The following is an 18,992-nucleotide window of genomic DNA, read 5'->3' as shown; positions in this document are numbered from 1 at the left end:
TTTCACTGGCTCGTGGAAAAAAGCTCGGGCAGTTGGCGGCGGGCAGCGGTGCCAAGCTCGATCACCGCTTCACCGGGGGCGGACCTATAGGGCCAAAGCAATTCCGGCCCGATTGGGCACCAGCGGCCGGCTGCAGCCATCGCCTTGTCGAGCGCGGCGTTGGACAGGCCATGGCGCACAGCAAGCGGCAGGACATGCTCGTTCATGAAGCCGACGACGCGGGCCTCGAAGGCAAGAGCGCCTGCCGGATCCTCCCGAAGCTGATGCCACCACCTGACGGCCCCGGCGGGGCTCAGGCAGGCGACATTGGAATAGGAGCCGCGGCCGCCTCCGAGGCAGCCGCTCGCCATGAAATGTCCGGGAATGAAGACGGCGAGATCCGGCAGCTTGCGACGAAGCTCCCCGTACCAGACTTCGTCGCCGCCCGGCAGTTTGGCCCCGATGAGCATAGAGAGACGGGCCTTTAGCCTTGCGATCTCGTCAAGGTTCAGCCGGCGCTTGGCATGAGGCGGGTTATAAAGGATCAGCGGAGTGTCGGGCGCAGTTGCCGCCATACCGGCGAAGAAGACCTCCGCCTCGTCATAGCTCGGGGCCCACCAGTCCGGCAGGGTGATCTGAACGGCATCAGGTCGCAGAGAGGCGACGCGGGCCAGGCGTTCGCGCGCGACACGCGCATTCGAATGCGACACGCCGATCTGGAACGGCAGGGCGACGGAATGGCAAAACTCGGAGACCAACTGGCTCAGCCGGTCGAATTCACGCTCCGTCTGGCTGTGGAATTCACCCGCGGTGCCGTTGGTGTAGACGCCCTGAATTCCGCTTTCGAGGAGCGCGGAAAGCTGCTCATCCAAAGCGGACCATTCGATTTCCCCTCGTCGGTCCAGCGGCAGGAGCACTGCTCCCCAGATGCCTTCGGGCGGCCTGACTTGCGGGCTCATCGGGCGGCTCCGAGCATCTGGTCGGGGATGAAGGTGACGAGCGCCGGAAAGATGGTGATCAGCACCAGGACGACGATGAGCGGAATGAGAAGAGGCAGGATACCGCGTGCGAGCACGCCGAAGGGAATGTCGGCGACCTTGGACACGACGAAGAGCGCCACGCCCATGGGCGGCGTCAAAATGCCGATCATCAGGTTGAACACGACCATGACGCCGAAGTGGACGGGATCCACACCGAATTGGAGCGCGGTCGGGACCAGCACCGGTACGATGAGCAGCAGGATTGCCAGGGCCTCGATAAAGGTCCCGAGCGCAAGCAGCATGAGATTGACGAGGATCAGGAATGTCAGCGGGTCTTCCGCATATGTGAGAAAGAACGTGGCGACGTGCTGGGGTACCTGCTCTCGCGCGATCACATAGCCGAATAGCGACACGCCCATGATGAGAAGGCCGACGGCGGCCGTATGGCTGACAGTCTCGCGCAGTACGGTCACGAGTTTGGCGAAGGTGATTTCACGGTAGACGACGACACCGAGGAACAGCGCATAGCTGGCCGCGACCACCGCAGCCTCGGTCGGCGAGAACACCCCCGCAAAGATGCCGCCGATGATGATGAAGGGCGTGATGAGCGGAAGCAGCGCGTGCCAGAAGGTGGACCACACCCGGCGAAAGCCGGCGCGCTGCGCGGTCGCATAGTTGCGGCGCCAGGCGATCACGTAGACCATGATCATGAGCGAGGCCGCGCAAAGAAGTCCCGGTACGATCCCGCCGAGGAAAAGGCCTCCGATCGAGGTATTGGCGATCACGCCATAGACAACGAGGGGAATGGAAGGCGGGATGAGCGGGCCTATGATTGCCGATGCGGCGGTGATCGAACCGGAAAACTGCTCGTCATAGCCGGCGTCGCGCATGGCCTTTATCTCAAGCTGACCAAGGCCGGCGGCATCGGCGACGGCCGAGCCGGACATGCCGGAAAACAGCACGCTCGCCATGATGTTCACATGGCCTAGCCCGCCCCTGATATGGCCGACAAGCGCCTTGGCGAAGTCGAAAATGCGCTCGGTCACGCCCGAGAGATTCATCAATTGTGCGGTGAGGATGAAAAAGGGGACCGCAAGCAGCGGAAAGCTGTTGAGGCCGGCGATCATGCGCTGGCCGGCAAAGTTCAGGCCCGTCCCCTGCCAGAGCATGTAGGCGAGCGCAGCCACGATCAGCGTGAATCCAACCGGCATGCCGGCGATCAGAAGGGCAAACCATCCCCCGAAGAGCGTCGCCATCTAGAGATACCTTTCGAAAGGGGCATCGACCGACGGGCGGCGGGCGCCGAAAAGCAGCCGGACATCCCGCGCCATGACAAGCATGATCCGGACAGCCGCCAACAGGCCGAATACGGGCAAGGCGCCGTAAAGCCACGACTCCGGCACGCCGATCGCGATCGACATCACCTTGTGGGCGCGCATGGCCCCGAAGAAACCGTAGTAAACGAGAACGAGCAGCGCGGTGAGCACCAGGACATCCAGAACGAGCCGCAGAAAGAGCTGCGCCCGCTCCGGGAGCATCCGCGGCACGATATCCATGGTGATGTGCGTCCGTGAGGTTACGCCTTCTGCCGCGCCAAGCGCCACCAGCCAGACGAAGGCATAACGCGCAGCCTCCTCTGTCCAGAACATCGGATCATGGAAGACGAAACGGGTGACGATCTGCAGTGCGATCACAACGAAGGCGAAGACCAGCAGGATCGCGGCCAGTGACTCTTCGATGTGGGCAAAGCTTCGCCAGCGGCTTGGATTGGCCATTGCTGAACTCCCCGGAATGGAGGGCGCGGCCATCTGTGGCCGCGCCTGCGGGCGGTTAACGGAGATCGAGCAGCGTCTTCACCGTGTCGGCACCGAATTTTGCGTCGAGATCGGCATAGACGGGCTTCATCGCTTCCTGGAACGCCGCCTTGTCGGGCTCGACCACGGTGATGCCGCGCTCGCGAAAATCGCTGACGAGGCTCGCTTCCTTGTCGGTGACCAACTTGTCGTTGAGGGCACCGCCCGCCTCGAATGCCTCCATCACGACCTTCTGGTCGGCGGGCTTGAGCGCATTCCACGTGTCTTCCGACATAAGGATGACCTGGTCCTGCACCAGATGCCCAGTCAGGGAGACATGGGACTGGACCTCGGTGAACTTCATCGAGTCGATGATGGGCAGCGGGTTTTCCTGGCCGTCCACCTGATTGGTCTGGAGTGCAAGATAGACCTCGGCGAATGCGACCGGCGTGGGGCTCGCGCCCATCGCCTTCGCCCAGGTAAGAAGCGGCGCGGAGTTCGGGACGCGCAGCTTCATGCCCGCGAAATCGGCAGGCTTTTCGATCGGTTTCTTTGCCGTCGTGTGCCGCGTCCCGAAGTACCAGGAGTCGACCATGCGCCACTTGTGCTCGGTCCGCATCTCGTCGACGATCCCCTTACCCCAGTCGGAGGCGATGATCTTCTGAAGGTGATCGAAGTCGCCGACGACATAGGCGGTGCTCGCCAAGACCGCCCGGGGAACCCAGGCGTCCATCCCGCCAAACGGGTTCAGCGTGAAGTCGAGCTCGCCGAGCGTCACCTGCTCCATCATCTCGGTGAATGTACCGAGCTGAGAATTCGGGAAGATTTCCAGCGTCAGCCGGCCGCCCGATTTTTCCTTGATGATGCGCGCGGCCTCGGTGACGCCCTCGAATTGCGGGTCTCCGGCCGTACCCTGCATTCCCAGGCGCAATGTGCGCGCCTCTTGAGCCATGGCTTGCGACGCCATCAGCAGCCCCGCAAGCGCGAGCGAAATCATTCCCGTTTTCATTGTTGCTCCTCCCATTATCGGCCCGATGCTACGGGCTCGTTTGCCTGTATTTACGCGCTGCACTCTCCAGGTGCTCGCGCATGACCTTTCCGGCACGCTCCGGATCGCGGGAGCGGATGGCCTCCACGATCGCCACGTGCTCCTCGAAACTCTCCCTGTTGGAAATCTCCGGCCTGGTCGGCAGAGGCCTTTGGCCGATCAGCCAGTCCACGAACGCGTCGTGGACCGCGACGAAAATGGGATTCGAGACCATCTGGGTCAGCGTGCGGTGGAAGGCGACATCGGTGGCAGCAAAGGCGCGAGCCTTGCCGATGGCGGCCTCATTGCGCGCCAGCGCGGCGTCGATTGCTTCGATCTGCTCCGCTGTCGCATGGGCAGCAAGATGGCGCGCGCATCCCTCCTCCAGGAACAGGCGCGCCTGCTCGAAATTGGCCACGCCCTCGGGATGGCCGAGCAGCATGCGCGCAGCGCCCGCAAGCGAAGACAGGAAGTGGTCCGGCGTCGGCCGCGTGACTTTGGCACGCTCGCCCGTGCTGACCTTCACCAGCCCCATGCGCTCCAGCGCATAAAGCGCCTCGCGGATCGAGGGCCGCCCGACCCCGAACAATTCCATCAGGTCTCGCTCGGAAGGAAGCGTCGCCCCCAGAGGATAGATCTCGTCGCGGATCATCTCCTCCAGTTTCAACCGGACTTCGTCGGAAAGCTTCTTGCGAACGGCCAGTGTGCTCATGGTGTGATTGTTAAGGTGTTATACCACGAGAGTCAAGAGCGCGTCGGCTGCCCGGAACGCATTCGCCGCGCAACGGCAGCTCTCCGCCGCCGTCGGGACGGCGCATGTCGAGGCTCTGTGCTCAACTGGACTTAATGTCGACGAAGAAAATATCCGATCGCGAGCCCGAGGCCGGCAAGAACCAGGACGGTTTGCAAAGGACGTCGAGGCTCAGGGCTGTCCGGGCGTTCTGCCGCGTCCCGTGCATCCTGCGTATCGACGACCCTGGTATGCGGGCGATCGAAGCCGGAGGCGACCTGCTCATGCCAACGGCCGGCGGGATCCTGGAACTCGATGGCCTCGGTAGAGCCGGGAAGCTCATGATGGCGCGCCGCGATCTCGGCTGCGGCCAGTGCATCGTCATGGGTGGGGAAGGTCTCGGAGAAGACGTCGTCGACCTTGTAGGCCCAGCCCCCATCGTGTTCCACAATTTCATATCGTATCGTCGCCATGGCGATGCTCCCGTTTGAAGGAGGAAAACATCCGGCGCCCATTCTTGGTTCCCCAATAATCGGCATCCGCGAAGGGCCCCACCGTGGCGAGACACCCGGCCGCTCCGATCGCCGGTTATTCCGACCGACCGATTTGCAAAGTATGCCCCTTGCTTGATAAAGGGCAACGATCGTAACATGCACGGACGTGCCCTTCTGCGTGTAATACAAACTGCCGCTGCGACCTTTGCGCGTCCGACTGGACGCGTGGCGCTGCAGGCATAAATCTCGGGACGGCCTCAGTGGCACGCGAAGCATTATGGGAGAAATAGATGAAACATGAACGGATTACCCTGCGCGGAGCGCAGATCGCCGCCCTTTCGGCAGCACTGTTTTTCTCGGGCGGCGCCGCGGCGCAGCAGAAATTCGTGACGATCGGCACCGGCGGCGTCACCGGCGTCTACTATGCCGCGGGCGGCGCCATCTGCCGGCTTCTGAACAAGGACCGGAAGTCGCACGGCATCCGCTGTTCGGTCGAATCCACCGGCGGATCGGCGTTCAACGTGAACACGATCAAGGAGGGCGAGCTCGACTTCGGCATGGCACAATCCGATGTGCAATACAACGCTTTCAAGGGCGACGAGGCGTTCAAGGAGGGCGGCGCGCATGCCGACCTCAGGGCGGTCTTCTCGATTCATCCGGAGCCGTTCACGGTGTTGGCGCACCCAAATGCCGGCGTGACGAAGTTCGAGGACTTCAAGGGCAAGCGCTTCAATGTCGGCAATCCGGGTTCTGGAACACGCGCCTCCATGGAACGCCTGCTCGGCGCAATGGGCTGGACGCTCGCCGACTTCTCCCTCGCATCCGAACTCAAGGCGGACGAGCATGGCCCGGCGCTTTGCGACGGCAAGATCGACGGCTTCTTCTACGGCGTGGGGCACCCCTCCGCCAATATTCAGGATCCGACGACGACCTGCGCGGCGAAGCTGGTGCCGCTCACCGGCGAAGTCGTCGACAAGCTGGTCGCCGACAATCCTTATTACGCCAAGGCGACCATTCCGGGCGGCCTCTACAACAACAATCCGGAAGACACGGAAACCTTCGGCGTTCTGGCGACCCTGGTCACCTCCGCCAATGTTCCGGAAGAGAGCGTCTACGCGCTGACGAAAGCGGTTTTCGAGAATTTCGACGAGTTCAAGTCGCTGCACCCGGCTTTCGCCAATCTCGAGCCCGCCAAGATGATCAAGGACGGCCTCTCTGCACCGCTGCATCCGGGTGCGGAAAAATATTACAAGGAAAAGGGCTGGTTGAAGTAAGCTTCGCATTCTGACGTCTACCGGCGGGCCGAAAGGCGGCTCGCCGGCAATACCGGCATGGGAGGGTGTCACGAGCGAACTTCAAGAACGGAAGGTCGATGTCGACCTCGAGCAACTGGTCGCCGAAGCGGATACCGGCGGACGCAACGCCAAAGGATTGACCGGGCAGATATTGCTCTGCACCGCTGTGGCATGGTCGCTGTTCCAGCTCTGGTACGCGTCTCCCCTGCCCTTCGTCTTCGGCTTCGGCATTCTCAACGATACCGAAGCTCGCGCCATCCATCTCGGTTTCGCGCTGTTCCTGACCTTCCTTGCCTATCCCGCGCTGAAAAGTTCGCCGCGCGACCGGGTGCCGCTCGCCGATTGGGTGCTCGCGGCGCTCGGCGCCTTCGCGGGCGCCTATCTGTTCCTCTTTTATGGCGAGCTTGCCGGACGGCCCGGCCAGCCCTCGACGCTCGATCTCGTCACCGGCACCGCTGGCATCCTGCTCCTGCTTGAGGCCACGCGCCGCGCGCTCGGTCTGCCGATGGTGTTCGTCGCCGGCGTCTTCATCTTCTATACCTTCGCGGGGCAGTACATGCCCGACGTCATCCAGCATCGCGGCGCTTCGCTGGTGAAGTTCATCAACCATCAATGGCTGACGACGGAGGGTGTTTTCGGCATTGCGCTCGGCGTGTCGACGAGTTTCGTTTTCCTCTTCGTCCTGTTCGGAACGCTGCTCGAGAAGGCCGGTGCCGGCAACTGGATGATGCAGATCTCCATCGCGCTGCTCGGACATCTGCGCGGCGGCCCGGCCAAGGTGGCGGTCGTCTCGTCGGCCTTGAACGGCGTCGTTTCCGGCTCGTCGGTCTCCAACGTCGTGTCGGGCGGCATCTTCACCATTCCGCTGATGAAACGCACCGGGCTTTCCGGCGTGAAGGCCGGCGCGATCGAAGCCACGGCCTCGATCAACGGCCAGATCATGCCGCCCGTCATGGGCGCGGCCGCATTCCTGATGGTCGAATATGTCGGCATTCCCTACTCGGAAATCGTCAAGCATGCGCTGCTGCCGGCGGTCTTCTCCTACATAGCGCTTCTCTACATGGTGCATCTGGAGGCGGTGAAGCTGAACATGCAGCCGATCCCCCAGCGTCCGACTCCGATGCGCGAGCGGTGGCTCCGCATGGGCATCGGACTTGCCGGCAGCGTGCTGGCAATCTGCCTTCTCTATTACGGAATCATCGCCATTCGGGCCGCATTCGGAGAAAGCGCGCCTCTGCTGCTCGCGATTGCCGGCGTGGCGCTCTACATCGCGACGATCTGGTACTCGTCGCGCTATCCGGACCTGGAGCTCGACGATCCAGACGCGCCGATCCTGGAACTGCCGCGGGCATGGGATGTGACGCGGACCGGGCTGGATTTCCTCATCCCCATTGTCGTCCTGCTCTGGTGCCTGATGGTCGAGCAGCTTTCGCCCGGGCTTTCGGCCTTCTGGGCAACGCTGACGATCATCGCCATCGTCGCCACCCGCAAGCCGCTGATGGCGATCTTCCGGAAGGAGGATGTTGCTGGTTCGGTCCGCGCCGCCGCCTGGGACCTGACCGACGGCCTGGCGCTCGGTGCCCGCAACATGATCGGCATCGCGGTCGCCACTGCCACCGCCGGTATCGTCGTCGGAACGATCACGCTCACGGGCCTCGGCCTGATGATGACGGAGCTCGTCGAGTTCATTTCGGGCGGCAACGTCATCATGATGCTGATCCTCATCGCCGCGATCAGCCTGGTGCTCGGCATGGGAATTCCGACCACCGCCAATTACATCCTGGTGGCCACCCTCATGGCGCCGGTCGTCGTCGAGCTCGGCTCGCAGGCGGGCCTCGCCATACCGCTGATCGCAGTCCACCTCTTCGTTTTCTATTTCGGAATCATGGCCGACATCACGCCGCCGGTTGGGCTGGCTGCCTTCGCCGCGGCGGCGATTTCCAAGGAAGACCCGATCGCCACGGGCTTTCAGGGGGCGCTCTATTCGCTGCGCACCGCGATCCTGCCGTTCGTTTTCATATTCAACCCGGCGATCCTGCTGATCGGCGTCGACACCTGGGCGCATACGATCTGGGTGGCGGCCATATCGCTCGCTGCGATCCTCATTTTCTCGGCCGCGACGATGAACTGGTTCGTCACGAAAAGCCGGTTGTGGGAGAGCGCGGTGCTGCTGCTCGTCTGCTTCACACTGTTCCGTCCCGATTGGTGGCTCAACCAGATCTCCCCGCCCTATGAGGAACTGCCCGCCTCAGAATTCCTGCGAGCCGTCGAGGAGGCTCCGGCAAAAGGCCGGATCAACTTCGTGGTCCAGGGCTTCGACCTGATGGGCGACGAGGTCCGCAAGACCGTCAACGTGCCGCTCGGCGAGCCCGGCGAACCGCTTCAACGGCTGCAATCGATCGGGCTCACGGTCACACCGGCGGGCGAGAGTCTGATGATCAGCAATGTCGACTTCGGCTCCTATGCCAAGCGCATCGGCCTCGATGTCGGCTTTGACATCGTCGCAGTGCTGAGAAAAGCCGAGCAACCGTCAAGCGCCATCCCGGTGGGTATCGCGCTGGCTGTGACCGCGGGAATTGCCGGCTTACAGTTCGCGCGCAAAAGGGCCGATCGCAGCGAAGCCGGCCTGACGGGGGCCGCGCGCAAATGAGCGGCAGTCATGCCGCCGAGGATTCCCGCACGACAAGTTGCGGCGGGGCGATCGCGTGCGGCTGGGGCTCCTTGCCCTCCATCGCTGCGATCAGCAGGTCGATCGCCGCTTCCGCGACCTGATCCAGGTGCAGGTTGACAGCCGTCAATTGCGGCGTCGCGAGTTTTGCCCGCATCCCGTCGTATCGCGTCGCTAGTCGCAGCCCCTGCGGAACGGGACGGTCGAGCAACCGGGCGGCATCGAGCACGCCCCTGGCGAAAGCGTCGACAGGCACGCATAACGCGTCGATATCCGGATTGTTTCGCAGGAGCCTTTCGGCAGCCGCGGCCGCTTCGGATTCGCCGCCGCTTTCGTCGACACGCAACGCAACCGGTGAATATCCTCTCTCCGCGGCGAAAGCCGCATAGGCAGCTTCGGTCTCGATGTAGGAATTGCGCCGCTGCTCGCCGGTGATCAGGCCGACGCGGCGGCTGTTTGCGCCAAGGTGCTCCAGCATCAGCCGGGCCGTCGCTGTGCTCTGGATATCCACCGACGGAATGTCCTCCCTCCCCGGCGCCCGTCCGATCGAGACAACGGGTACGCCGCGGGCAGAGAAGAATTCCAGTAAGCGGTCTTCGACCATGGGTTCGACGATTATGGCGCCGTCGACTTCCAGCGCGTCGAGGTTGGAGTCGGGCTCCAAAGGCGGCACCAGGCAGAGGGCGAGATGCCGCGAAAGCGCCGTAACGGCCGCGGCGGCGGCGATCTCCATCAGAAAACCCAGCCTCGCCGGGCCCGCAGCGACCGCAAAGGGCATTGACGATGCCAGGGCGATGATCCCCGCCCCGCCCGTCCGGAGCCTGCGGGCCCGGGGATTGGCCCGGTAGCCCATCTTGTCGGCCAGCGCTACGATTCTGGCTTTCGTCTCGGGGTCGACATAGCGCCGTCCGCTGAAGGCGTGGGAAACCGTGGTCGGCGATACGCCCGCCGCCTTCGCCAATTCCACGATCGTCGATCTTGTCATCCGAACACCCCGTCCATGAACCGGCCCGGATGATGGCATTGCGACGCGGCTTTTACAAATCGATTTGCTAGCGAGAAAAAATGTGCTACCACGCGCTATGCAAAACGATTTGCATAGCCAGCGGGAGAGAGGCTGGCGTGGAGGAGATCAAATGACCGGGAACAAAATCGATTCTATCGACCCGACGGACGAAGTGCTGCCGCCGCGCAGCCTGCTTCTGTTCGGTCTTCAGCATGTGCTGGTGATGGCTGCTTCGCCGATTACCGCCGTATTTCTCGTAAGCAAGGCGCTCGGGTTTTCCGACGCCCTGACGGTATCGCTGATCAGCGCGACATTTCTGATCTGCGGACTGGGCACCATCCTGCAGAGTTTCGGGCCGGCTGGCTTCGGCGCGCGGCTGCCGTTCATCATGGTGCCGGGTGGCGCTCCGATCGCGATCTTTCTGGCCATCGCCCAGCAGACCGACGTGCAGACGGCCGTCGGCGCGGTGATCCTCACGGCAGGCTTCTACTTCCTGGCGCTGCCGGTATTCCGACGGCTGCTGCGCTATTTTCCGCCCATCGTGGTCGGGACGATGCTTCTTCTCGTATCGGTAAACCTCGTGCGCATCTACGGCGGCACGATCACCGGCAAGCAGGGGAGCGAAGGCTTCGCCGATCCGATGAATGTCGGGCTTGCCCTTGCGACGATCGCGCTGACGGTGATCTTCGCGAGAGTCTTCACGGGCACGCTTCAGCGGATCTCGGTGATGCTCGGCCTCATCGCGGGTTCGGCCATCGCCATCGGAGCCGGGTATATGGACCTTTCTGGCATCTTCGACGGACCGGTGATTGCCATGCCCCAGCTTCTTCCGTTCGGAATGCCGAAGTTCGACTTTTTCGCCGCCCTTCCGCTGATCGTGTTTTCGATCATATCGATGGCCGAAGCGACGGGGCAGACCATCGCCACGGCCGAGATCGTCGGGCGTCGGGGCGACGCTCACGCGATCGTGCCCGCAACCATCCGCGGCGACGCCGTCGCCTCGCTCGTCGGCGGCCTGTTCGGAACCTCGCTTATCATCACCAGCGGTGAAAACGTGGGTATCGTCCGGGCAACCAACGTCAAGTCCCGCTACGTCACCGCAACGGCCGGCGTGATCCTCGTCCTCATAGCCCTGTTTGCGCCGATCGGTCGTTTGGCGAATGCCCTGCCCGGCCCCGTCGTCGGTGGAACGGCCGTGATCGTGTTCTCGATCATCGGCGTGATCGGGATCGATCTTCTGCGTCGCGTCGATCTGCGCGAGCGCGGCCCGATGTTCACCCTGGCAGCTGCGCTTTCCATGGGGCTACTGCCGATCCTGGTCCCGGGCGTCTACAGCCAGTTTCCGCAATGGAGCCAGATGATCCTGGCGAACGGCCTTGCCGCCGGCACCATCACGGCGGTGATTGTGAACGCTTTTTTTCAACACCTGCCTCTAGAGCAATTCCAGGAAAAGTGCGCAGCGGTTTTTCGTCCGGAATAGCGACAAAACAAAGGGTGAGCATTTCCGCGGTTCAAAGCGGGAATGCTCTCGGGCGCCGCCGAAAAGGCCGCAGCCAGCGTCGAAGCCGAAACTTAAGGGGAATACAAAAGTGACGGAATTGCGCGACAAGTTACCCGGCAGCGGTGATTTCCTGCTTCACCCCGGCAAGGTTCTCCTGCCGGACGGGCCTCGATCCGGAATGGGGGTGGTGGTCCGGGACGGACGCTTCACGGACATTGGTGCCGCAGGGCTTGTCGGCAGCCGGAACCCGGATCTGACACCGATCGAGCTGCCGCATCATCTGGTGATGCCTGGCTTCATCGATACACACACCCATCTGACCCAGTCGCTCGGCAAATCGCTTGTCTTCGGCGAGCCTTCCGAGATCTTTCGCCGGATATGGGTGCCGCTCGAAGGCAGCCTCGACGAACGGATGGTTTATCTTTCCGCAAAGCTTGCGGCGCTCGAGTGCCTGCGCGGCGGCTTTACCGCCGCCGTCGATGCGGGCACGCGTTCAGCCGGCCATATCAATGCGCTGATACGGGCGGCGCGGCAAACCGGCCTGCGCAGCGTCATAGGCCTGATCTGCAACGACCTCGGCGGAGCCGCCGTCGTCCCCGAACGCGCGACGATCCTCAAAAATGCGGCCAGGCACCTGGCCGCATTCGAGGGCGACCCTCTCGTTCATGCCTCGCTCGCCATTTCCATTCCGGAGGCGGCCAGCGACCATATGCTGGCCGACGTTTCCCGGATGGCACGTGAGGCGGGAGCGGTATTCCAGACCCATGTCAACGAACACCTCGTCGCCGTCGAGCGCTCGCTGGTCGCAAACGGCCGCCGCCCGCTGGAGCATCTCGCCCATCTCGGCGCCCTCGGCCCGCATGTGTTGATCGCCCATTCGACGCTGGTGACGCCGCACGAGCTGAACCTTTTGCGCGACAGCGGCACGGCCGTCGCCTACAATCCGGTCGCGAGCCTCTGGAAGGGCAATGGTATCGCGCCCGCCCTGCAGATGGCCGCACTCGGCATCCGCTTCGGACTGGGAACGGACGGGACGCGCGCCGATGGCTTCCGTCTGATGGATGCCGCCGAAGGCTTGCAACGCGCCGGCTTCGGCCTTGCGACAGGCGACTCCTCTTGCGGCGGCGGCTGGCTCTGGGTCGAGCGGGCAACCGCTCAGGCTGCGGACGCCGCGGCTCTCGCCGGGGTGACCGGTGCGATCCGCGAGGGGCTTGCCGCCGATTTCCTTCTGGTCGACCTGGATCGTCCTGAATTCACCCCCTCCCACGATCTCATGTGGGAGCTCGTGCGCTACGGCAATCGCGACCAGATCGACGCGGTCTTCACCGCCGGGCAGCTCCGTCTCTGGCAGGGCTGGCCCGTCGGATGGGATGCACGGGCGCTTCTTGCAGAGGTGCGCGAGGTCACGGCCGATGCCATCGCAAGGGCGCCGATCCAGCGCGTCCACAAGCCATCGGCCGAGCATCGGGCGCTGGGGCATTTCGCATGACCCTCGGCCTTTTTGCAATCCTGAGCGCCGTCACGCTCGTCTCGTCGTTCATCCAGGGTGCGCTCGGCATCGGTTTCGCACTTATCGTGGCACCCGTCGTCGGCATCCTGAAGCCCGATCTCCTGCCGGTGACGCTGCTTCTTTTGATGCTGCCGCTCAACTTCCACGTCGCCTGGCGGGAACGGTCGGCGGTCGACTGGTCCGGCGCGAAATGGATCACGCTCGGCAGGTTCGCTGGCACCTTTGCCGGCGTGTGGCTGCTCGCCGCGCTCTCGACCCAGCAGCTCGACCTGGCCGTCGGCTGGTTCACGGTCATTGCCGCTGCCGCCGCGCTCTTCGCGCCGCCCTTCGAACCGGGCCGCCCGAGCGCGCTCGGCGTCGGATTGTTCACCGGTGTGACCGAAACGGCGACCGGCATTGGCGGACCGCCGCTCGCTCTCCTTTACCAGCATGCCCAGGGGCCGATACTCAGGGCAACCGTGGCGGTGTGCTTCTTCGTGGGCGAAATCATGTCGCTCGTGATACTCGCCTTTGCAGGACGACTCGGAGCGGACCAGCTATTGGCCGCACTCTACCTCGCACCGGCGGTTCTCCTCGGAAGCGCTCTGTCGCGGCTGACGCACGACCATATTCGCGGCCGCGGCCTGCGCCTCGGCGTGCTTACCTTCGCGCTGGCCAGCGGGGCCTTTCTGATCGTGAGATAGGCGCACGCCTGCTCGCCGTCAGGCCGTGAAACCCTGGTCGCAAAGCTCTCTGAGGGCCGCGGGCGAGAAACTGTCGAGCGCAAGCTCCGGCAACAGGTCGTTATCGGCCGCGAGGTTGCGGTTCATTGCAGCGGAAAACAGGCTCGTTCCGGCTTCGTGCAGAACAGCGGGCCGGCCGGCGATCCGTCCAAGCAGACTGGTGGGGACGAGACCGAAGGGCACGTCCTCATAGATGTACCGGCTGTCGGCCGTCGCCGGGCCGAAACCGCCCCGCCCTTCGAGGTGCATCTGCTGGTTCATGTCGGAGACCGTGCCGATCGGCACATGGAAGGATAGGGAGAAATGTTCGCGTACGGTTCTGACCGACAGACCGAAGCTTTCGGCGATCTTCAGACGCTCCGCGTCGAGCGCTTCGATCAATTGTCCGACAGCCGGGGTCACATGCTCGCCCTGTCCCCATTTCTCGCCCTTCTCCATGCGGGTCAGGTTGAGAAGCGCGATGCCCAAATGGTTCTGCGGGTTGAGGTTGGAAAGCGAGATGGCCAGAAGTCCGTCGCGCTCGACGAAGCGGTCGCCGAAGAGTTCGGTGCACAGCGCTTTCCCCTCGGCTGCGGCAGCCTTCGGCAAAGTGGCGACGTCGATTTTCTGGCGGACCGTATTGACGGAAACGCTTGCGCCGTCCGGCTGCTGGCGGCCGGTCAGAAGGGTCGTGCCCCAGACGATGATGGGCAGGGAAACGCCCCGTTCGGCCAGCCGCTTCGAAAGATAGAGCGCGCCGAAGGAGCTGTGCGAGCTGACGATCACAGGCTGGCCGGACTTCAGGTGCGGCACCGCGGCATCGAACGCCACGCGATGACCATTGGCCGGCAGGGCGACGATGACCGCGTCCACATCGGCGACCGCCTCGCGTCCGTCATGGGCAACCGCCACCGGGCCGGAAAACTCGACGGCGCCTGTCGCCGTCAGCGGCTCCCTCGCGGCCAGTTTGCGCGTGCGCGCACCCGAAGGAGACCACAGAACGGGGTGATGACCGGCTTTTGCCAGGAAAGCCGCCATGCCGAAGGCGATCGCCCCGGCGCCGAGAATACCAATACGCATCGTGGTTCTGTCTTCCTTTCTCATATGGCATCGTGTTTGCCGCCTTGCCCGCAAGGTCGCCCAACGCCGCTCTTCGCGAAAGCATTCAGCCGGGGAACCGCAGATTTTTCACTGGATAGCACCGAAAAGAAAAATTGTCCTTTGTCACTGGCGCTTAAGATACGTTTTATGCAGTATGAGGCAGCTATAATGCACTGGGCGCATGATCGTCATGGAGATACGGGAACTCGAGGCCTTTCTTGCGGTGATGTCCACCGGCAGCATCACCGCCGCCGCCCGGCTGCTCGATCGCTCCCAGTCCCAGGTCACGCGCCTCATCCAGGACCTGGAAATTTCCGTCGGCTTCGCGCTCTTCGACCGCAACGGTCCGAAGATCGCACCGAGCGAAAAGGGGATCGCATTCCATGCGGAAGCCGAGCGGTTCCTGAGCGGCATCGGCCATTTGCGGGAGCGGGCAAGGACGATCGCGGAAAAGGAGCCCCAGCCGATCGAGATCGTAGCGATCCCGGCTTTCGCCAGCGGCATCATCCCCTTGGCGCTCGCGGCGTTGCCGGAAAAGCTGCTGCCGCGAAAAATCCATCTGCGCAGCCTGCCGGCAGAGGCGGCGGTGCAATCGGTGTTGGCCCGCACGGCAGATTTCTGCGTCACGTCTCTGCCGGCCGACCAGCCGGGACTGGAAGTGCACGGGGTGTTTCAGGGACCTTGCGTTGCCGCCGTGGCGGAAGATGATCCTCTTGCCGCCTGCGAAGTGATTTCGATCGCCGATCTTGCCGGACGCAACATCATCACGATGGCCAATCCGTTCCGCCTGCGCCGCCGCGTGGACATAGCGTTGGAAGCCGCGAATATCCGCCCGGCCAGGATCATCGCGACCAGCGTTTCGGTCAATGCGGTACAGATCGCATCGACGGGGCTCGGCGTCGCAATCGTCGAGCCTGCGACAGCCTACGGCTTGAAGCTGGCCAATGTCGCGGTTCGCCCGCTCGACGTCGACATTCCCTTCCCGTGGGCGATCTTTTCGGCCGCCGCGCGTCCGTTGTCAGACAGCTCACGCGAACTGATCCAGGCGATCATCCAGATCGCTTCCGCCTGCATCCCGGGATTTACCGCTCACGACCCGCGCAACGCCAATCGCGCCGCTGAAATGACCTTGGGAGGAGACCAGGCCGACGCACGCTAGCGCGCGAACCGCTCTGCCAAATGCCAAGAAAGTCCACTGCATAACAACGAAACTTAGAACCAAAAGAGGAGAATGACATGAAAGACTTCACCGCAACCCGCCGCTCCACGCTGAAATTTCTGGCCGCCGGCACGGGCGTCCTGGCAGCGCCGGCAATCATTCGCCCGGCATTTTCCCAGTCCAAGGTCGTGAACATCACCACCTATGACAAGTTCGTTCCGCAGTCCTTTATCGACCAGTTTCAGAAAGATACGGGCATTGAAGTGCGCATTCGCCTGACCGACGACCAGGGCAAGCAGTACAACGTGCTGTCCGCCGAAGGCGAGACGCCCTCGACGGACATCGTCACGGTCACCGGCCATCGTCTGTCGCAGTTCATCGGCTCCAAGCTGCTCACGCCGCTCGACACCGGCAGGCTGAAGAACTGGGACAAGCTTGCCTCAGCTTACAAGGGCGCGCCGCAGCTTACCGTCGACGGTTCGGTCTACGGGGTGCCGCTTTTGGCGGGCTTCGAGGGCCTCGCCCGCAACACGGATTATACCAAGGCCTCCGACAGCTGGGCCATCATGTTCGATCAGGAATACAAGGGCCTGACGTCCTACATCATTTCCGACTTCCTCCAGATCACCATGCGCTATCAGGGCAATGACGGCGACTTCGTCACCTATGAAGGCAAGCCGGAGGAGGCGCAGGCCGCAACCAACAAGGCGCGCGACTACCTGATCCAGAACAAGGACATGGTTCGCAAATACTACGACGCCGGCTCCGAGGTTCAGCAGATGTTCGTCAACGAGGACATCTATGTCGCCCATAGCTGGTCCGGCCCCGCGGCGAAGCTGATCATGGACGGACATCCGATCGAAATATCGGTTCCGAAGGAGGGGACCTATGGTTTCCTCTACTCCTTCAACGTGGTGAAGAATGGCCCGAATACGGATGCGGCCTATACCTTCCTCGACGCTATCCTCTCGTCTCCGGAAATCGGCGCTGCGATGAGCCGCCAGTCGGGCTTCGCCTCCGCATTCGACGGCGTGGACAAGGTGCTGAACGACAAGGAGCGTGCGGCAATGACCCTGCCGCAGGAACAGACCGAGCGCATCCAGTTCTTCAGCTCCGTCAACCGCGACATGAAAAACGAGATGGTCGACAAGGCAGTCGCCGAGATCAAGGCCGCCTGATCGATCGCCGAGGCCCATCGGACACGGCCGGTCCCTTGGGACCGGCCGTGAGAAAGAGCATTTCCTGAGCCTGGAACGACGACAATGGTAGATACGACCACAATGCAAGCCCGATCCGCCGGTTCTCGACGGGTGCCCCGTTATGCCGGATGGATCGGCAAGGCCGTCGGTTCGGGTCTCTATCGTCACACCATCGGACGCCTTGCGGACAGCCGCCGTGCCCGGCTGGCGCTGCTTGCCGGCGTCCCTCTCTTCTGGATCGCGGCGCTGCACATCGGGCCGATCTTCCAGATGGGGCGGATCAGCTTCATGGCGGACTATCCGCAGGCACCGGACGGAGGCTCCCCCTACACGCTGGCCAACTACGAACTGTTCTTCTCCGACCAGCTCTATTTCATGCCCTTCATCCGCAGCCTCATCTTCGCGGCAGTCGTCACGATCTCGACCCTGGTGATCGTTTATCCGGTCGCCTACTACGTTGCGAAGATCGTTCAGCCGAAGAACCGCATGCGCGCGCTGCTGCTCCTGCTCATCCCCTTCTGGGCGGGAGAACTGATCCGCACCTTTTCGGTCATCATGCTTCTCGCCAATCGCGGCGCGGTCAACGTGGCGCTGCGCGAACTCGGCTTCATCGATCGGCCGATCCCGATGCTCTACACGTCGTTCTCGCTGAGCTTCGGCGTCATCTATCTGCTGGCGCTCTACATGTTGCTGCCGCTCTATTCGGCCATCGAGAAGATACCGACACCGCTCATTCATGCGGCGGCCGACCTCGGCGCCGGCCCGTTCCAGCGCTTCCGCCGCGTGATCCTGCCCTTGTCGAAGGACGGCATCGTCTCCGGCTGCAGCCTCGTATATCTCACCTCCGTCGGGGTCTTCGCGGCGCCGCTCCTGCTCGGCGGTCCGAATACGGTCATCTTCCCCGAAGTGATCGCGACGCTCTTCCACTCCTCGAACGACAAATGGCCCGAGGGTGCTGCCTTCGCCATGCTGCTGCTCGCGGTTTCGCTTTCGACCGTCGGCCTGTTCATGCGGGTGATCGGCGGCCGTTCCGTCCGGCTGATGTAAGGAGGCCACGATGCGACCATACTTCGCCGACCTACCGAAAACCGCCCTCGGTGCCGCCTACTGGCTGTTTGCGGTCTATCTCCTGTTGCCGCTGGCGCTGATGACGGCCATGAGCTTCAAGGATGCGAGCTTCGTCGCCTTTCCGATCACGGACTGGACGCTCAACTGGTATGCCCAGGTGCTCAACGACAAGCAGTTCATCGAAGCCTCGCTCTATTCGATCGGGATCGCGCTCGCGACCACCGCGGCGGCGACGGTCATAGGCGTCTGGATTGCGCTTCTGGTCTCGACCGAAGGCATCTGGGGCAAGGCGATCATCTTCGCACTCGCCTGCCTGCCGGCAGTCGTTCCGGGCCTCATCAACGCAATCTCCATGCGGATCTTCATCCGCACCGTCGACATCCCGACCGGCACGGCGGCGATCATCCTGTCGCATGCAGTCCATGCGGTGCCCTTCGTGGTGATCATGGTGCTCACGCGCCTACGCTCCATGCCGGCCAATCTGGTCGACGCGGCTCGCGATCTCGGCGCCGATCGGTTCGTGGCCTTCCTCAGGGTCACGATCCCGTACCTGATGCCGGCACTCCTCGGCGGCATGATCTTCTGCGTACTCACCAGTATCGACGACTTCGTCCGCACCTTCTTCCTCGGCGGCTACAAGCCCACGCTCCCGATGCTGATCTTCGCGAAGGTGCAGGGCGGCATGTCGCCGGAAATCAACGCCATGGCGACGATCGTGCTGGTCGTGACAGCCGCTGTCGGCGTTTACGCCGAGCACCTCACCCGCCGTTCAAGGAACTGA

General features: G+C 63.1%; 17 protein-coding genes. 9 read left to right on the top strand and 8 right to left on the bottom strand.

Features of this window, described 5'->3' with window-relative positions:
• Nucleotides 1-2: 2 nt before the first annotated feature.
• The 6 genes from M1D43_RS18550 to M1D43_RS18525 form a co-directional block, all read right to left on the bottom strand.
• Nucleotides 3-938, bottom strand: coding sequence for a dihydrodipicolinate synthase family protein (locus tag M1D43_RS18550; RefSeq protein ID WP_498814369.1), 936 nt, complete (start codon nucleotides 936-938; stop codon nucleotides 3-5).
• A complete protein-coding gene (locus tag M1D43_RS18545; RefSeq protein ID WP_017264629.1) occupies nucleotides 935-2,215 on the bottom strand; it encodes a TRAP transporter large permease in 1,281 nt (426 codons plus the stop codon). Before M1D43_RS18545 ends, M1D43_RS18550 begins: the two co-directional genes overlap by 4 nt.
• Nucleotides 2,216-2,734 carry a TRAP transporter small permease gene (locus M1D43_RS18540; protein WP_014530784.1) on the bottom strand — a complete coding sequence of 173 codons (519 nt, stop codon included), beginning with the start codon at nucleotides 2,732-2,734 and terminating at the stop codon, nucleotides 2,216-2,218.
• Between the two features lie 55 nt (nucleotides 2,735-2,789).
• On the bottom strand, nucleotides 2,790-3,761 hold the full coding sequence (locus tag M1D43_RS18535; RefSeq protein WP_014530785.1) for a sialic acid TRAP transporter substrate-binding protein SiaP: 972 nt from the start codon (nucleotides 3,759-3,761) through the stop codon (nucleotides 2,790-2,792).
• Between the two features lie 28 nt (nucleotides 3,762-3,789).
• Nucleotides 3,790-4,491, bottom strand: coding sequence for a transcriptional regulator NanR (locus M1D43_RS18530; RefSeq protein WP_013850069.1), 702 nt, complete (start codon nucleotides 4,489-4,491; stop codon nucleotides 3,790-3,792).
• Nucleotides 4,492-4,622: 131 nt separating this feature from the next.
• Nucleotides 4,623-4,982: a DUF2188 domain-containing protein gene (locus tag M1D43_RS18525; protein WP_003525701.1), complete on the bottom strand. Its 360-nt coding sequence runs from the start codon at nucleotides 4,980-4,982 to the stop codon at nucleotides 4,623-4,625.
• Nucleotides 4,983-5,293: 311 nt separating this feature from the next.
• Here M1D43_RS18525 and M1D43_RS18520 point away from each other — a divergent pair, with 311 nt between their 5' ends.
• Both M1D43_RS18520 and M1D43_RS18515 read left to right on the top strand, forming a co-directional pair.
• A complete protein-coding gene (locus M1D43_RS18520) occupies nucleotides 5,294-6,277 on the top strand; it encodes a TAXI family TRAP transporter solute-binding subunit (protein WP_013850070.1) in 984 nt (327 codons plus the stop codon).
• 157 nt (nucleotides 6,278-6,434) lie between these two features.
• Entirely contained in the window at nucleotides 6,435-8,948 is a 2,514-nt protein-coding gene (locus M1D43_RS18515) for a TRAP transporter permease (protein ID WP_127577010.1), read from the top strand.
• Between the two features lie 7 nt (nucleotides 8,949-8,955).
• On the opposite strand, the gene M1D43_RS18510 is transcribed toward M1D43_RS18515, so the two are convergent.
• Nucleotides 8,956-9,951, bottom strand: coding sequence for a substrate-binding domain-containing protein (locus M1D43_RS18510; RefSeq protein ID WP_010975178.1), 996 nt, complete (start codon nucleotides 9,949-9,951; stop codon nucleotides 8,956-8,958).
• Between the two features lie 151 nt (nucleotides 9,952-10,102).
• Between M1D43_RS18510 and M1D43_RS18505 the strand changes: the two genes are divergently transcribed.
• The 3 genes from M1D43_RS18505 (at nucleotide 10,103) to M1D43_RS18495 (ending at nucleotide 13,666) form a co-directional block, all read left to right on the top strand.
• Entirely contained in the window at nucleotides 10,103-11,452 is a 1,350-nt protein-coding gene (locus tag M1D43_RS18505) for a uracil-xanthine permease family protein (protein ID WP_498814366.1), read from the top strand.
• 109 nt (nucleotides 11,453-11,561) lie between these two features.
• Nucleotides 11,562-12,962 carry an amidohydrolase gene (locus M1D43_RS18500; RefSeq protein ID WP_498814365.1) on the top strand — a complete coding sequence of 467 codons (1,401 nt, stop codon included), beginning with the start codon at nucleotides 11,562-11,564 and terminating at the stop codon, nucleotides 12,960-12,962.
• Nucleotides 12,959-13,666 (top strand): sulfite exporter TauE/SafE family protein, encoded by a 708-nt coding sequence (locus M1D43_RS18495; protein WP_013850073.1) that lies wholly within the window; start codon nucleotides 12,959-12,961, stop codon nucleotides 13,664-13,666. The genes M1D43_RS18500 and M1D43_RS18495 overlap by 4 nt, the downstream gene beginning before the upstream one ends.
• An 18-nt stretch (nucleotides 13,667-13,684) precedes the next feature.
• Here the strand turns inward: M1D43_RS18495 and M1D43_RS18490 are convergent, their stop codons facing one another.
• Nucleotides 13,685-14,764 (bottom strand): NAD/NADP-dependent octopine/nopaline dehydrogenase family protein, encoded by a 1,080-nt coding sequence (locus tag M1D43_RS18490; RefSeq protein ID WP_013850074.1) that lies wholly within the window; start codon nucleotides 14,762-14,764, stop codon nucleotides 13,685-13,687.
• A 202-nt stretch (nucleotides 14,765-14,966) separates the two neighbouring features.
• Here M1D43_RS18490 and M1D43_RS18485 point away from each other — a divergent pair, with 202 nt between their 5' ends.
• The 4 genes from M1D43_RS18485 (at nucleotide 14,967) to M1D43_RS18470 (ending at nucleotide 18,992) form a co-directional block, all read left to right on the top strand.
• The gene (locus tag M1D43_RS18485; protein WP_014530792.1) at nucleotides 14,967-15,944 is read left to right on the top strand and encodes a LysR family transcriptional regulator; all 978 of its coding nucleotides are present in this window, start codon (nucleotides 14,967-14,969) and stop codon (nucleotides 15,942-15,944) included.
• 77 nt (nucleotides 15,945-16,021) lie between these two features.
• Nucleotides 16,022-17,122, top strand: a complete 1,101-nt coding sequence (locus M1D43_RS18480) for an extracellular solute-binding protein (RefSeq protein ID WP_003525692.1) — start codon at nucleotides 16,022-16,024, stop codon at nucleotides 17,120-17,122.
• Between the two features lie 84 nt (nucleotides 17,123-17,206).
• Nucleotides 17,207-18,190 (top strand): ABC transporter permease, encoded by a 984-nt coding sequence (locus tag M1D43_RS18475; protein ID WP_010975171.1) that lies wholly within the window; start codon nucleotides 17,207-17,209, stop codon nucleotides 18,188-18,190.
• A 10-nt stretch (nucleotides 18,191-18,200) separates the two neighbouring features.
• The gene (locus M1D43_RS18470; RefSeq protein WP_010975170.1) at nucleotides 18,201-18,992 is read left to right on the top strand and encodes an ABC transporter permease; all 792 of its coding nucleotides are present in this window, start codon (nucleotides 18,201-18,203) and stop codon (nucleotides 18,990-18,992) included.

Source organism: Ensifer sp. R1-3 (assembly GCF_056739175.1).
Note: the sequence above shows the minus strand (reverse complement) of the source record. Positions and strands in the feature narration are given on the sequence as shown.